Raw genomic sequence first — 13,005 nt, forward strand, 5'->3', positions numbered from 1 at the left:
GGCGGGAGAGATGCCGATGCCGCCTGTTCCCCCCACCGCGCGCGGGCACGACGGTCCGGGCGCCGAGGCCGAGCGGCCCGGCCCGGTCGGGGCACCCAGGGTACGCCGCCCCTCTGAGGAACCCCGGGGGAAGGGCCCCGGCCCCGGCGGGGCGGTCCGCGCCGCGTGGGCCGCCGCCCGCCGCCTGGCCCGCGACCGGTTGGTCTTGGTGGGGTTGGTGGTGGTGCTGGGGGCCGTGGGGCTGCGGGCCTACGTGCTCGGCGAGTCCTACTTCGTGGAGGACGACTACCTCTTCTTCGCCAACGCCCACGCCAGCGACCTGGGGCCGGACTACCTGCTCACCCTGCACAAGGGCCACCTGATGCCCGGGGCGCTGTTCCTGGTCTACCTCCAGACCGCCCTGTGGCCCTACGAGTGGTGGGTCAGCGCGGGCACGATGCTCGCCCTCCAGGCCGCCGCGCTGGTGGGGTTCCTGCGCCTGGTGTGGGAGCTGTTCGGCCGCCGCTGGGCGCTGCTCGTCCCGCTGACCGTGTACGCGCTGGCCCCGCTGACCGTGCCCGTGCTGGGCTGGTGGTCGGCGGCGCTCAACGCGGTCCCCCTCCAGCTGGCCCTGGTGCTCGCCGTGCTGTGGACCGTGCGCTACCTGCGCACGGACGACCACCGCCTGGCCTGGCGGGCGGTCGGCGCCGTCGTGTTCGGCATGCTGTTCACGGTCAAGGCGATGTTCCTGCCACCGGTGCTGTTCGCCGTGGCCGTCGCCCACCTCTACCCCGGCGGGCTCGTCGCCGGGACCCGGCGCGCCTGGGCCCTGCACCGCCCGTTCTGGACGGCGATGGGCGCGCTGTTCGCCGCCTACGCGGTGTTCTACCTGGTGCGGATGCGCGCGGCCGGGGGCGGGGAGGGCGCGGGCGTGCCCCAGAGCGAGCCCGCCCTGACGATGCTGCGCGGACTGCTCACCGAGGTGTTCCCGGTCGGCGCCCTGGGCGGACCCCTGGAGTGGGGCCCGGTCACCCCGACCGGCGGCCTGGTCGACGTGCCGGACGTGACCGTGCTGGCCGCCTGGGCGGTCTTCGCCGTGATCGTGCTGGTCAGCCTGCGGATGCGGCGCGGGGCGTGGCGTGCCTGGGCGCTGCTGCTGGTCTACCTGGTGGTCGTGGACGTCATCCCGACGATCATCGCGCGCGGCCGGTTCCAGGACGTGGCCGCCGCCGACCCCCGGTACGTGGCCGACGCGGCGCTGGTGTTCGCCCTGTGCCTGGCCCTGGCCTACCTGCCCACCAGGGAGGAGCGGGCGCGCGCCCTGGTCGGCGGGGCCTCATCGGCCCCGGCGGGCGGGGAGCCCTACCGCGTGCGGCCCCGGCGCGCCGCCCGGGTCGCGGCCGCGCTGGCGACGGCGGTGTACGCGGTGGCGGCGGGCTACTCCACCCACGCCTACGCCCGGACCCTGAGCGGCGACCGCCTCCAGTGGTACCTGGACACGGTGCGCACGGCGCTGGCGGACGTTCCGGAGGAGGGCGGCCTGTACGCGCGCCCGGTCCCCGAGGACGTGGTCCTGGAGTGGAACGGCCAGCGCCGCCTGAGCTCGTGGGTGCTGCCGCCGCTGGCGTCGGACGACGTGGCCGAGCGGATGGCCGTGCCCGAGGAGGCCGCCACCGCGTACGTGTTCAACGACGCCGGGTTCCTGGTCCCGGCGCGGCCCTCCGACGACAGCGACATGTTCGCACCCGGGCCCGCGGACGGGTGCCTGGAGCCCTGGGAGGGGCTGGTCTCCTGGCCGGTGGAGGCGCACGGCGGCGTCGCCCAGGTCGTCACGCTCGGCTACACGGCCGAGGAGGACGTCGACGTGGTGGTGGCGCTGGGCGACGACTGGATCGAGGTCGAGCTGCCCGCCGCGCAGGAGAACGGCACCTGGTACGTGCCCGCGGGCGCCCCCGGCGAGCAGCTGTCGGTGTTCGTGCCCGAGGACCCCGAGGACCGGGGCGGGCTGTGCCTGGACTGGGTGTCGGTGGGCGGCATGGCGCCGACGGTGGAGGGCAACCCGTGGGCGCCCGAGGAGGACGGCCGGGCGGGGGGCTAGGGGGAGGACCGTCGGCGGGAGAGGCGGTGGGACCACCGGCGGCTGGGCTCCTCCACCCACCGGTGGCTCGCGGCGGCCAGCAGCACGGTCCCGATCGTCACCGGCACCGCGTCCAGCCAGAACGACCCGGTGAAGATCTCCTGGCCGGTGAAGTCGCGCCACAGGTAGAGCACCATGAACTGCCACAGGAACACGCCGTAGGAGATCCGCCCCAGGAACTGGCACACCCGGTGCCGCAGCAGCGAGTCCAGCCACCGACCCCCGCGCCAGGCCCGCGCCTCCCGCAGCGGGAGGGCGGGCCCCGCCGGGCGCGGCGCCAGCGCGCACGGGGCGATCAGGAAGAACGCGAACCCGATCCCGGCCAGCGAGTCCACGGCCGAGGTCCAGATGTCGCCGGAGCCGATGAAGCGGCCGCCGGAGGCCTCGGTGGCCTTCAGGGCGAAGAACCCGCCCGCGACCAGCCAGCACACACCGGGGGAGGAGCCCAGGGTCCGGCACAGGCGGCGCACGGGGCCGTCGGCGCCGGGTTCGCGCCAGGCCCACTCCGAGAGCACGGCCAGCGCCATGCCGGCGGCGAACAGGCCCGCGGCCCGGGGCAGCCAGGCGTGCATGTACTCGCGGGGCTCGGGATAGAACTGCGGGACCAGCGCGGCCAGGCCCAGCAGCGCCATGACCCCCAGGCCCGCGAGCAGCCTCCGGCCCCGGGCGTCCACGCTCCGGCCGCCGCGCGCCCACAGGGCCAGGCCCAGCCCGAACAGCGGGAGCAGCAGGTAGAAGCTGACCTCCACCGACAGGCTCCACATCTGGCCGAGGCCGTAGGGGCCGGTGCCCACCCACGGCGGATCGGTGTTGAAGGGGAAGGTGAGGGTCAGGACCTCCCACCAGTACCGGAGCGAGCCGAGTTCGTCGCGGGAGTAGACGAGCAGCGCCGTCACGGCCACCAGCCAGTAGGCGGGCAGGACGCGCACGGCGCGGCGCCACAGGTAGGGGCGGGCGCGCGGCCCGCGCACCCCGTCCAGGGCCGCGCGGGCCCAGGGCCGGTACAGCAGCACGCCCGAGAGCGCGAAGAACAGCGGCACGGCCACGTCGAAGGCGGACAGCAGACCGCCCAGCACCCCCGGCGCCAGGGAGTCGCCGGTCTCGGTGGCCACGTGGAAGACCAGGACCATCAGGGCGGCCACGGCGCGGACGCCGTCGAGGGACTCGTGGCGGCCGTCGACCTGCGGCAGCACCGACGAGGGGTCGGGGGTGCGCGCGCTGGCGAAGTGGACACCGGCGGCGGGGTCCCCGGGCGCGGAGGAGGAGGTGGGCGCCATGGGCCTTCCCGGACTGGGTGGAGGGAGGAACGAGTAGCACTAGAACGCGTTATAAAAATTTCGACACGCCCTGGTGACGTCGTTCGCTACTGGGCAGTACTCTACCCGGAACTGAACCTAGTTCCACTAGACCCAGTTCCAGATCTGGACTCTCATACGCCCAGGAGGGCACATGCGCCGTACTGTTGCGGTCGTTCTCGTCGCGTTTGGGGTCTTCTTCCTCGCCTTTGCCCCCATGATGCGCACGTGGCTGTCGAGCTCCCTGATGAAGACCCCTCTGGACTACTACAGCGAAACGGTCCTCGAGGCCGACGGGGCCACCTACTTCAACATCGAGGACGTCGAGCTCGTCGAGGACGCCACCCTGGAGGCGCGTTCGACCATCCGGGCCGACGTGGCGTCCAGCACCGACGAGACGGTGGTGTGGGACCAGTTCACCTGGGTCAGGGACGCCGAGACCGACTTCGGCATCACCTCCAGCAGCCGCCGCGCCGGGCACGACCGCGTCACCGGGGAGGTGGTCGACTGCTGCGACTCCATGGTCAACGACGACTCCGTCGCCCAGAGCGGCCAGGCCTGGAAGTTCCCCTTCTTCACCGAGCAGCGCGACTACGACTTCTACGAGACCACCGCGCGGGAGGTCGTCCCCATGGAGTTCCAGGGGATCGAGGAGGTCGGGGGCGTCGAGGCCTACAGGTTCGTCCAGGAGGTCGAGGACGAGGTCATCGGCGAGCGCACCCTGCCCCGCTCGGTGGCCGGGATGGAGGGCGAGGGCGACGTCACCGGCGACGAGGTCTTCTCCATCACCCGCACCTACTGGATCGAGCCCGTCACCGGCTCCCCCCTCAAGATCAGCGAGGACCAGAACCGCGTCGTCGTCGTGGACGGCGAGGAGGTCCTGACGCTGTTCGACGCCGCACTCGTCTCCAACGACGAGTCCGTCCAGAACGCGGTCGCCAAATCCGAGCAGGGACGCACCGTGCTGCCCCTCCTCCAGACCACCCTGCCCGTCGTCTGCCTCGTCGCCGGTGTCGGATTCATCGGCGTCGCGGTCGTCCTGTTCGTCACGGGCCGCCGTCGTGACCACCACAACTGACCCCCGCACCCGCCCCTCGCCGACGCGCCCGGACGGGCGCGTCGGCGTGCGTCACCGCGCCCCCCGGCCCCGGTGACGGAGAGGACGCGGGCCACGGGGCCCGCGGCGGCCGGGGCTCCGCGCGGCGACGGGGGGACGGTCGGCGCGCTCGTCCGCGCGTGCCGCCCCCGGCAGTGGCTCAAGAACCTCCTCGTCCTGGCCGCGCCCGCCGCGGCCGGAGCCCTGACGCAGACCGGCGCGCTGCTGACCAGCGCGGCGGTGTTCGCCCTGTTCTGCGCGGCCGCCAGCGGCACCTACCTGCTCAACGACGTCCACGACGCCCGACGCGACCGCGCGCACCCGCGCAAGCGCCACCGCCCGGTGGCCTCCGGCGCGCTCCCCGTCCCCGTGGCCGTCGCGGTCGGGACCGCGCTCAGCGCGGCCGCGCCGCTGGCCTCCCTGGCGCTGGGCGACCCCGTGCTGTCCGCGCTGGTCGCCGGGTACGTGCTGCTCACGCTCGTCTACACCCGCTACCTGCGGGACCTGGTGGTGTGCGACCTGGTCGCGGTCGCCGCCTGCCACGTGCTGCGCGCGGTGGCGGGCGGGGTGGCCGTCGGCGTGCCGCTGACCTCGTGGTTCGTGATCGTGGTGTCGCTGGCCGCGCTCCTGGTGGTGGTCGGCAAGCGCGAGGCCGAACTGCGCGCGTCCGGTGCCGCGTCCGCCGCGACCGTCGGGAACGGCGACGCCCCCGGGGGAGCGGCCGCCGCGGCGGCCGCGGTCCGGCCCGCCCTGCGCGGCTACAGCACCGCCTACCTCTCCCAGACCCGCACCATGGCCTCGGGCGCCATGATCGTCACCTACTGCCTGTGGGCGCTGGAACCGGGCGACGGGCCCAGGACGCTCTTCCACGCGCTGAGCATCGTGCCGTTCATCATGTTCGTCCTGCGCTACAACCTGCTCGTGGACCGGGGAGTGGGGGAGGAGCCCGAGGAGATCGCCCTGCGCGACCGGCCCCTCCAGCTCATCCTCTGCGGACTCGCGGTCCTGGTCGGAACGGGGATCCACCTGTGAACCCGCCGCCGGACCGGCCGGTCCTCCTGCGCGGGTGGGGACGCACCGCGCCCACGGCCGCCCGCGTCGTGCGCCCCCGCACGCCCGCCCAGGTCGCCGAGGCGCTCGCCCGGGCGGGGGAGCGCGGGGCGCTGCCGCGCGGGCTCGGGCGCTCCTACGGCGACGCCGCCCAGGACGCCGGGGGCCTGGTGCTGGACTGCACCGGGCTCACCGGCCCCGTACGCGTGGACGCCGGACGCGGCGAGGTCACCGCCCCCGCGGGCACCAGCGTGGACGCCCTGCTCGCACACCTGCTGCCCCGCGGCCTCTTCGTCCCCGTCACCCCCGGGACCCGCCGCGTCACCCTGGGCGGGGCGGTCGCCGCCGACGTCCACGGCAAGAACCACCACACCGACTCCTCCCTGGGCGCGCACCTGCGCTCCCTCACCCTGGTCACCCCGGACGGGCGCACGCGCCGCCTGGGACCGGGGCCCGGCGGCGACCCCGACCTGTTCTGGGCGACCGTCGGCGGCATGGGCCTGACCGGGGTGGTCACCGAGGCCACCCTGGGCGTGCTCCCGGTCCGGACCGCGTACATGCGGGTGGACACCGACCGGACGCGGGACCTGGAGGCCACCCTGGAGCTGATGGCGCGCCCCGGCCACCGGTACTCGGTGGCCTGGCTGGACCTGTTCGCACGCGGGGGCGGCCTGGGCCGGGGCGTGGTCACCCGCGCCCACCACGCCGAACCCGGCGACCTCCCGAAACCGCTGCGCCGCGACCCGCTGCGGTACCGGAGCGCGAGCCTGCCCGTGCCGCCCCTGACCCCGCCGACGGCGACCCTGAACCGGTGGACCGTCGGCGCGTTCAACGCCCTCGAACACGGCCGGGCGCCCAGGAGGCGGCGCGGCCGGATCCAGCCGGTGGGCGGCTACTTCCACCCGCTGGACGCGCTCGACGGGTGGAACCGGCTGTACGGCAGGCACGGCGCCGTGCAGTACCAGTTCGTGGTGCCCTTCGGCGCGCAGGGCGTCCTGGAGTGGATCGCCCGCGAGCTGTCGCGCACGCGCGCGCCCTCGTTCCTGGCGGTCCTCAAGAGGATGGGTCGGCCCACGCCGGGACCGCTCTCCTTCCCCCGGCCGGGGTGGTCGCTGGCCGTGGACCTGCCCGCCGACCTGCCCGGTCTCGGCCCCCTGCTGCACCGCTTCGACGAGCGCGTGGTCGGCGCGGGGGGCCGCCTGTACCTGGCCAAGGACAGCCGGGCCAGCCCCGAGGCCGTGCACGCCATGTACCCCGGGCTGCCCGCGTGGCGCCGGGTGCGCGGGCGGGCCGACCCGGACGGGGTCCTGGTCTCGGACCTGGCCCGCCGACTGCGACTGCTGTGACAGTTCGGCCCTTCGGTGGCACGATGACGGCCGTCCCCGGCAGCCGGGGACGCACACTCCGGAAAGGCAGGGACAGCCGTGCGCGACTCGGTGGGAGCGGTGCGGAGCGTGCTGCTGCTCGGCGGCCGCAGCGAGATCGGCCTGGCCATCGTCGAACGGCTGGTCCGCGAGGGCGCCCGCGAGGTGGTGCTGGCCGCCCGGGGCGGGGTGCCCTCGCCGCCGGGCGCGCTCACCGCCCTCGGGGCGCGGACGCACTCGGTGGACTTCGACGCCGCTCTGCCCGACACCCACACCGGTACCGTGGCGGCCGCGGTGGAGCTGGTGGGCGACCTGGACGTGGTGGTGGACGCGTTCGGGGTGCTGGGCGAGCAGTCCGAGTACGAGGCCGACCCGGCCGCCGCCGCCCGCGCCGCCGCCGTCAACTACACCGGGCACGTGTCCGCCGACCTGGCCGTGGCCGCCCGCCTGCGCGAGCAGGGCCACGGGACGCTCGTGGTGCTCTCCTCCGTGGCGGGGGTGCGGGTGCGCAGGTTCAACTTCGTGTACGGGTCGGCCAAGGCGGGCCTGGACGGCTTCGCGCAGGGCCTGGCCGACTCCCTGCACGGGTCCGGCGCGCGGGTGCTGGTGGTGCGGCCGGGCTACGTGCCGACGCGGATGTCGGCGCACGTGGCGCCCGCCCCCTTCCCGGCCACACCGGGCCAGGTCGCGGACGCGGTGTCGGCCGGGCTGCGCTCGGGGGCCACCACCGTGTGGGCGCCGCGCGTGCTCCAGCCGCTCTTCGCGGGGATGAGGCTGCTCCCGCGCCCGCTGTGGCGCCGCCTGGGCCGCTGAGGCGGGGACCCCGGGTGCCGCGCCAGCCACGCCCTCGGTCAGCTCGGGGCCGCATCCTCGGCGGTCAGCCGGTAGAACGCCAGCGGCACCAGGCAGGACAGCATCACCGCGGCGGGCACCAGCGTGCTGCCGACCAGCATGCCGCGCAGCGCCTCGTCGCTCTGCCGGACCGCCTCCCCGGCCCCGGACTCCACGTAGCCGCTCACCGCCAGGGCCAGCGACAGCAGCCCGGTTCCCACCGACTGCGCCATGGCCTCCCCGGCGGTCCACACGCCCGAGAGCACGCCGCCCTGCCGCCGCCCGGAGGCGTCGGCGGTGGCCAGGCAGTCGGCCAGCATCGACCACGGCAGCAGCGTCGTCCCCGACAGGCCCGCGCCCACCAGCACGGAGGACAGCACGGCGCCGGGGAGGCCCCAGATCGGGATGAGCAGCAGGCCCAGACCGCCCAGGGCGAACACCGCCGCCGCGTACCCTGCGGCGCGGCGCTTGTCCACCCGAAGGGACAGCCGCCGCCACAGCGGGGCCGACGCGATCAGCGGCACCAGCACGCACACCATGAGCACGCTCGTGTAGCCCGGTTCTCCCATGACGTTGGCCGTCACGTACGGCACGCCCGCGACCATGGTGCCGCCCGCCGTGGCCATCAGGAGGTTGGCGGGGAAGAGCACCCGGAAGTGCCGGTGGGCGAAGGCCACCCGCAGCTGGGCCGCCAGACCCTCCGTGCGGTGCGCGAACACCGGGCGCGGCGCCCGGCGCGTGCCCACCACCGAGCCCAGCATCGACACCAGCACCACGCAGCCCATGAGCAGGCCCATCAGCCGGTACCCGGCCACCGGGTCCGCGGGGGCCGACTGGACGACCGGCGCCAGGGCGCCGCCCAGCATCAGGGCGAGCCCGACGAACGCGGTCCGCCACGTGTTGAACGTGGACCGCTCGTGGTAGTCGGAGGTGATCTCCCCGGGCATGGCCGTGTGCGGCACCTGGAACACCGACGAGGCCAGCGCGGCGGCCACGAACACGGCCGCCACGTACACCGCGGCGGAGCCGCCCTCCAGCGGCGGCCCGGCGAACATCGCGGCGAACAGCACCGGCAGGGTCAGCGCCCCCGCCAGCATCCACGGGCGCCGCGGCCCCCACGGCGAACGCGTCCTATCCGACCAGATCCCGATATACGGACTGACCAGAAGGTCGACCACCTTGGGCAGGAGCACCACCGCCCCGGCCAGGGCGGGGCTCACCGCGAGCGTGTCGGTCAGGTAGATGAGGAGCAGCAGCCCGGGCACCGTGTTGAAGATCCCCGTGGCCACCGCGCCGCTGCCGTACCAGGCGTGCACGGAACGGGGCAGCGGAGCGCCCGGCCCGCCGACCGTACCCCGGGCGGCGGCCTCCGGCGCGGTCGCCCCGGCCGCGGCTCCTCCCACCGCGGCGCCCCCGGGCCCGTCACCCCCGGACGCCGCGGAGTCGGCCGCGGCGGTCACGCGCGCCCGTCCGCGGAGGCCGCTGCCTCAGGAGCCTCCCGGGTCCCCGGGGCGGGGGAGGCCTCCGCGGCGGGCCGTGCCGTCCCCGGAGCCTCCCGGGTCTCGGGAGCCGCGCCGCCCTCCCCGCCGCCGTCGCCGTACAGCTCCTCGTGCCCCACCGGGTCCACGTCGTGCGCCACGGGGCAGCCCGCCGGGAAGGTGCCGATCCGGTTGACGTCGTACCCCTTCGGGTAGCTGCGGATGTTCGGGTTGTCCTCCGCCCACAGCGGCTCCTCGCGCGGCTTCATCCGGCGCACCACCAGGGCCCGCAGCCTCAGCGCCAGGTCCGCCGTCCGCCGCCACGCCCTGCTGGGCGGCTCGTAGCGGAAGGTCTCGATGAGCGACTCGTCCAGGATCGCCATGGAGAACTTCCGGGCCAGCCCGGACACGCGCGGCGGGTAGAAGGACACCATCAGGTCGAGGGTGGCGTCGGAGACGGCCCGGCCGCCCTCGGTGTAGGCGAAGTGCTCGCGCTCGTAGGAGTCGAGGAGCTCCCGGAACTGTTCGTAGGTCTCGGGGATGTCCTTGATCCCCATGTACCGGCCGAGCCTGCGGTAGTAGTGCGTGATCGCCGAGATCTCGTGCTGGCTCAGCCTGCGCCAGCCGTAGCCGTGGTCGTTGATCCAGCGCACCGGCATGACCACGAAGGTGCTGAGCACGTAGCGGTAGTCGTCGTTGCTGATGTCGTAGGAGCGGTGCATCTGGTTCATCCGGCGCAGCGCGTCGCGGCCCTGACCGGGCTCGAACCCGTACCGCATCATGTTGCTGAGGATCAGCGCGGTGTCGTCGTAGCGCTTCTGGGTGCTGCCGGTGAACTCGTCGGTGCGGCCCAGGAGTTCGCCGATGCTGGGCACGGCGTAGGTGCGGTACAGGGCGATGCCCAGCGCCCGGCCCATGTCCCAGGGGAACTCCTGGGAGTTGAGGATCTGCATGATCCGTACGCAGTCGGCCTCGTGGTCCAGGTGGTGGATCTCGTCTCTGAGGTCGAAACGCTTCATCCGCGGTTCCTTCGGGGAGAGGGGGGTCGGTCGGGCGGGGGAGGGGGTCTGGGTCTGGGGCCGCTACCTCTCCGCGTCCTCCCCGGCAGACCCTCCGGGCGCCTCCCCGCCCGCCGGTGCGACCGCCTGGTCCGGCGCGGGCACGCGGGCGCCCGTGGCGGCGACCTCGCGGGTCACCATGCCGTGCGGAACCGGGCAGCCCTGGGGGAAGGTGCCGATCCGGGACGGGTCGTAGCCCCGGGGGTAGCTGCGGATGTTGGGGCTCATCCTGGCCCAGCGCGGCTCCCGGCGCGGCGGCATCAGGCGCACCACCCTGGCCCGCAGCCTCAGCGCGCCCGCGCTCAGCCGCCGCCAGGCGGCGGAGGGCTCGGGGTAGCCGAAGGCGCGGATGAGCCGGTCGTCGAGCAGGGCCTTGGTGAAGGGGCGCACCAGGGGCCGCTGCCAGGCCGGGTAGAGGTCCACCATCAGCCCCAGGGTGGCGTCGGAGACGGCCCGGCCGCCCTCGGTGTAGGCGAAGTGCTCGCGCTCGTAGGAGTCGAAGAGTTCGAGGAACCCGGCGTAGTCCTCGGGGATGTCCTTGATCCCCATGTGCCTGCCGAGCTTGCGGTAGTAGTTGGTGTTGGCGGCGATCTCGTGGTCGCTCAGCCTGCGCCAGCCGTAGCCGTGGTCGTTGATCCAGCGCACCGGCATGACCACGAAGGTGCTCAGGACGTAGCGGTAGTCGTCGTTGCTGATGTCGTAGGAGCGGTGCATCTGGTTCATCCGGCGCAGCGCGTCACGGCCGCGGCCCGGACCGAATCCGTGCTCCATGATGTCGTTGAGGATCAGCGCCGTGTCGTCGTAGCGGTGCTGCGTGCGCTCGGTGAACTCGCGCGTGTGCGCCAGCAGCTCGCCGATGCTGGGCACGGCGTAGGTGCGGTACAGGGCCAGGCCCAGGGCCTGTTCGATGTCCCACGGGAATTCGTGGCTGCCGAGGATGCGCACGATCTGCTCACAGTCGTCCTCGGCGTCCAGGGCATGGATCCGGTCGCGCCACTCGAACCGCTTCATGGGCAACTCCAGTCACCTTCGTGCGGGCCCGCTCGGACGGGGCCATGGTCTGCGGGTGTGGCGCGCACGCGGCGCTCCACGGGGCGCACTTTACCTGGAAGCCCCTTGTGTACACCGGTTCCGGGGGGTCGAACGTGTCCGCAAACCCGGCGGGGCGTCCGAAACCCCGGGGTCCGTCCCCGGCGGGCACACGGAAGGGGCGGGGGACCGGCCCCCGCCCCTTCCTCGGAGCGGACTCAGGCGGCCATCCGCTCGGCCACCCGGTTCACCAGCGTCACCAGCACCGCCTTGGCCGACTCGCGCTCACGCGCGTCGCACAGCACGACCGGGATCGCGGGGTCCAGGCTCAGCGCGGCGCGGACCTCCTCGGGCTCGTACCGGTGGGCGCCCTCGAAGCAGTTCACCGCCACCACGAACGGCACACCGCGCCGCTCGAAGAAGTCCACCGCGGCGAAGCACGTCTCCAGGCGGCGGGTGTCGGCGATGACCACCGCGCCCAGCGCCCCCTCGGACAGCTCCTCCCACATGAACCAGAACCGCTCCTGGCCCGGGGTCCCGAACAGGTACAGCACCAGGTGGTCGTTGATGGTGATGCGGCCGAAGTCCAGCGCGACGGTCGTGGTCGTCTTGGCCTCCACGCCCGACAGGTCGTCGATCCCGTAGCTGGCCTCGGTCATCACCTCCTCGGTGCTCAGCGGCGCGATCTCGCTGACCGATCCGACCATCGTGGTCTTACCGGCCCCGAAACCCCCCGCCACGAGGATCTTGAGCGCCGCCGGAACGGGCGCCTGCGTGTCGTCAGAGTCGCTGGATGCCATCGAGAACCGCCTGGAGTACGTCCCGGCTGACCGGGCTCTTCGCTGTGTAGGGGGCGCGGGCCAAGGCGAGGCCGCGGTTGAGCAGGTCGCTGAGCAGGACCTTGACCACTGCCACCGGGATGTCCAGATGCGCGGACACCTCGGCGACCGACTGGGGCCGTCGGCACAGCTCCAGGATGCGTATCTGCTCGGGCTCCAGCGCCATCTCGTCGACCTCGGCCCGCTTGGCCGCGATCACGACGCTGATCATGTCCAGCTGCACGGTGTCGGCGTGCTCGCGCCCCTGCGCGATCACGTACGGCCGTACCAGCGGTCCGGCGTCCTGCTGTCCGACCGCCGCGTCCTCGTCGAACCCGCCGACCGCGTCCCTCTGGGGCAGGCCGTGCGGATCCTCCTCGGGCGGCAACTCGTTGTGCGCTTGCATGGCGTCCCCTATCGCGTGGCTTCCCCGGAACCGCCTTCGCGTCTGGGCGCGGCGTCCAGATAACGGCCCACCTGCTCGACCAGCACGTTCATCTCGTAGGCGATGAGGCCGACGTCGGCGCTCTCCTCGGCCAGGACCGCCAGGCACGCCCCCCGGCCGGCACCGGTGACGAACAGGTACGCGCTCTCCATCTCCACGATGGTCTGGAGCACCTCGCCCCCGCCGAAGTGGCGGCCGGTGCCCCGGGCCAGGCTCTGGAACGCGGACGCCACCGCGGACAGGTGCTCGGCGTCCTCCTTGACCAGCTCGCGGGAGCGGCCGATCAGCAGCCCGTCGGCGGAGAGCACGATCGCGTGGCGGGAGCCCACCGCGCGGTCGAGCAGCTCGTCCAGCAGCCAGTCGATGTCCTTCTTGCCCGCGCCGCTTCCACTGTCACGCTGGGCGCTTTCGGGAGTACTCGTCAC

The 13,005-nt window shown here is 73.9% G+C and carries 12 protein-coding genes; 5 read left to right on the top strand and 7 right to left on the bottom strand.

Annotated elements, in window-relative coordinates; translation table 11 throughout:
* The first annotated feature begins 16 nt into the window (after positions 1-16).
* A complete protein-coding gene (locus EV372_RS15540; RefSeq protein ID WP_130396557.1) occupies positions 17-2,077 on the top strand; it encodes a hypothetical protein in 2,061 nt (686 codons plus the stop codon).
* Here the strand turns inward: EV372_RS15540 and EV372_RS15545 are convergent.
* On the bottom strand, positions 2,074-3,393 hold the full coding sequence (locus tag EV372_RS15545) for an acyltransferase family protein (RefSeq protein ID WP_130396558.1): 1,320 nt from the start codon (positions 3,391-3,393) through the stop codon (positions 2,074-2,076). The two genes, EV372_RS15540 and EV372_RS15545, sit on opposite strands and share 4 nt — an antisense overlap.
* Positions 3,394-3,565: 172 nt before the next feature.
* On the opposite strand from EV372_RS15545, the gene pgfA reads away from it, so the two are divergent.
* From pgfA to dprE2, 4 genes are all read left to right on the top strand, one after another.
* A complete protein-coding gene (gene pgfA / locus EV372_RS15550) occupies positions 3,566-4,489 on the top strand; it encodes a cell envelope lipid trafficking protein PgfA (RefSeq protein WP_130396559.1) in 924 nt (307 codons plus the stop codon).
* Between the two features lie 72 nt (positions 4,490-4,561).
* Positions 4,562-5,539: a decaprenyl-phosphate phosphoribosyltransferase gene (locus tag EV372_RS15555; RefSeq protein WP_130396560.1), complete on the top strand. Its 978-nt coding sequence runs from the start codon at positions 4,562-4,564 to the stop codon at positions 5,537-5,539.
* Entirely contained in the window at positions 5,536-6,903 is a 1,368-nt protein-coding gene (gene dprE1 / locus EV372_RS15560; RefSeq protein WP_130396561.1) for an FAD-binding oxidoreductase, read from the top strand. Before EV372_RS15555 ends, dprE1 begins: the two co-directional genes overlap by 4 nt.
* 78 nt (positions 6,904-6,981) lie before the next feature.
* On the top strand, positions 6,982-7,734 hold the full coding sequence (dprE2, locus tag EV372_RS15565) for a decaprenylphospho-beta-D-erythro-pentofuranosid-2-ulose 2-reductase (RefSeq protein WP_130396562.1): 753 nt from the start codon (positions 6,982-6,984) through the stop codon (positions 7,732-7,734).
* Between the two features lie 38 nt (positions 7,735-7,772).
* On the opposite strand, the gene EV372_RS15570 is transcribed toward dprE2, so the two are convergent.
* From EV372_RS15570 to EV372_RS15595, 6 genes are all read right to left on the bottom strand, one after another.
* Positions 7,773-9,212 carry an MFS transporter gene (locus tag EV372_RS15570; protein WP_197044262.1) on the bottom strand — a complete coding sequence of 480 codons (1,440 nt, stop codon included), beginning with the start codon at positions 9,210-9,212 and terminating at the stop codon, positions 7,773-7,775.
* Positions 9,209-10,249 carry an oxygenase MpaB family protein gene (locus EV372_RS15575; protein ID WP_130396563.1) on the bottom strand — a complete coding sequence of 347 codons (1,041 nt, stop codon included), beginning with the start codon at positions 10,247-10,249 and terminating at the stop codon, positions 9,209-9,211. The genes EV372_RS15570 and EV372_RS15575 overlap by 4 nt, the downstream gene beginning before the upstream one ends.
* Before the next feature lie 63 nt (positions 10,250-10,312).
* Positions 10,313-11,299, bottom strand: a complete 987-nt coding sequence (locus EV372_RS15580; RefSeq protein WP_130396564.1) for an oxygenase MpaB family protein — start codon at positions 11,297-11,299, stop codon at positions 10,313-10,315.
* A gap of 236 nt (positions 11,300-11,535) precedes the next feature.
* A complete protein-coding gene (locus EV372_RS15585; protein WP_094801039.1) occupies positions 11,536-12,117 on the bottom strand; it encodes a GTP-binding protein in 582 nt (193 codons plus the stop codon).
* Positions 12,098-12,541, bottom strand: a complete 444-nt coding sequence (locus tag EV372_RS15590) for a DUF742 domain-containing protein (RefSeq protein WP_130396565.1) — start codon at positions 12,539-12,541, stop codon at positions 12,098-12,100. The genes EV372_RS15585 and EV372_RS15590 overlap by 20 nt, the downstream gene beginning before the upstream one ends.
* Positions 12,542-12,549: 8 nt before the next feature.
* Positions 12,550-13,005 (bottom strand): roadblock/LC7 domain-containing protein, encoded by a 456-nt coding sequence (locus tag EV372_RS15595; RefSeq protein ID WP_130396566.1) that lies wholly within the window; start codon positions 13,003-13,005, stop codon positions 12,550-12,552.

The organism is Nocardiopsis sp. CNZ308 (assembly GCF_004217075.1).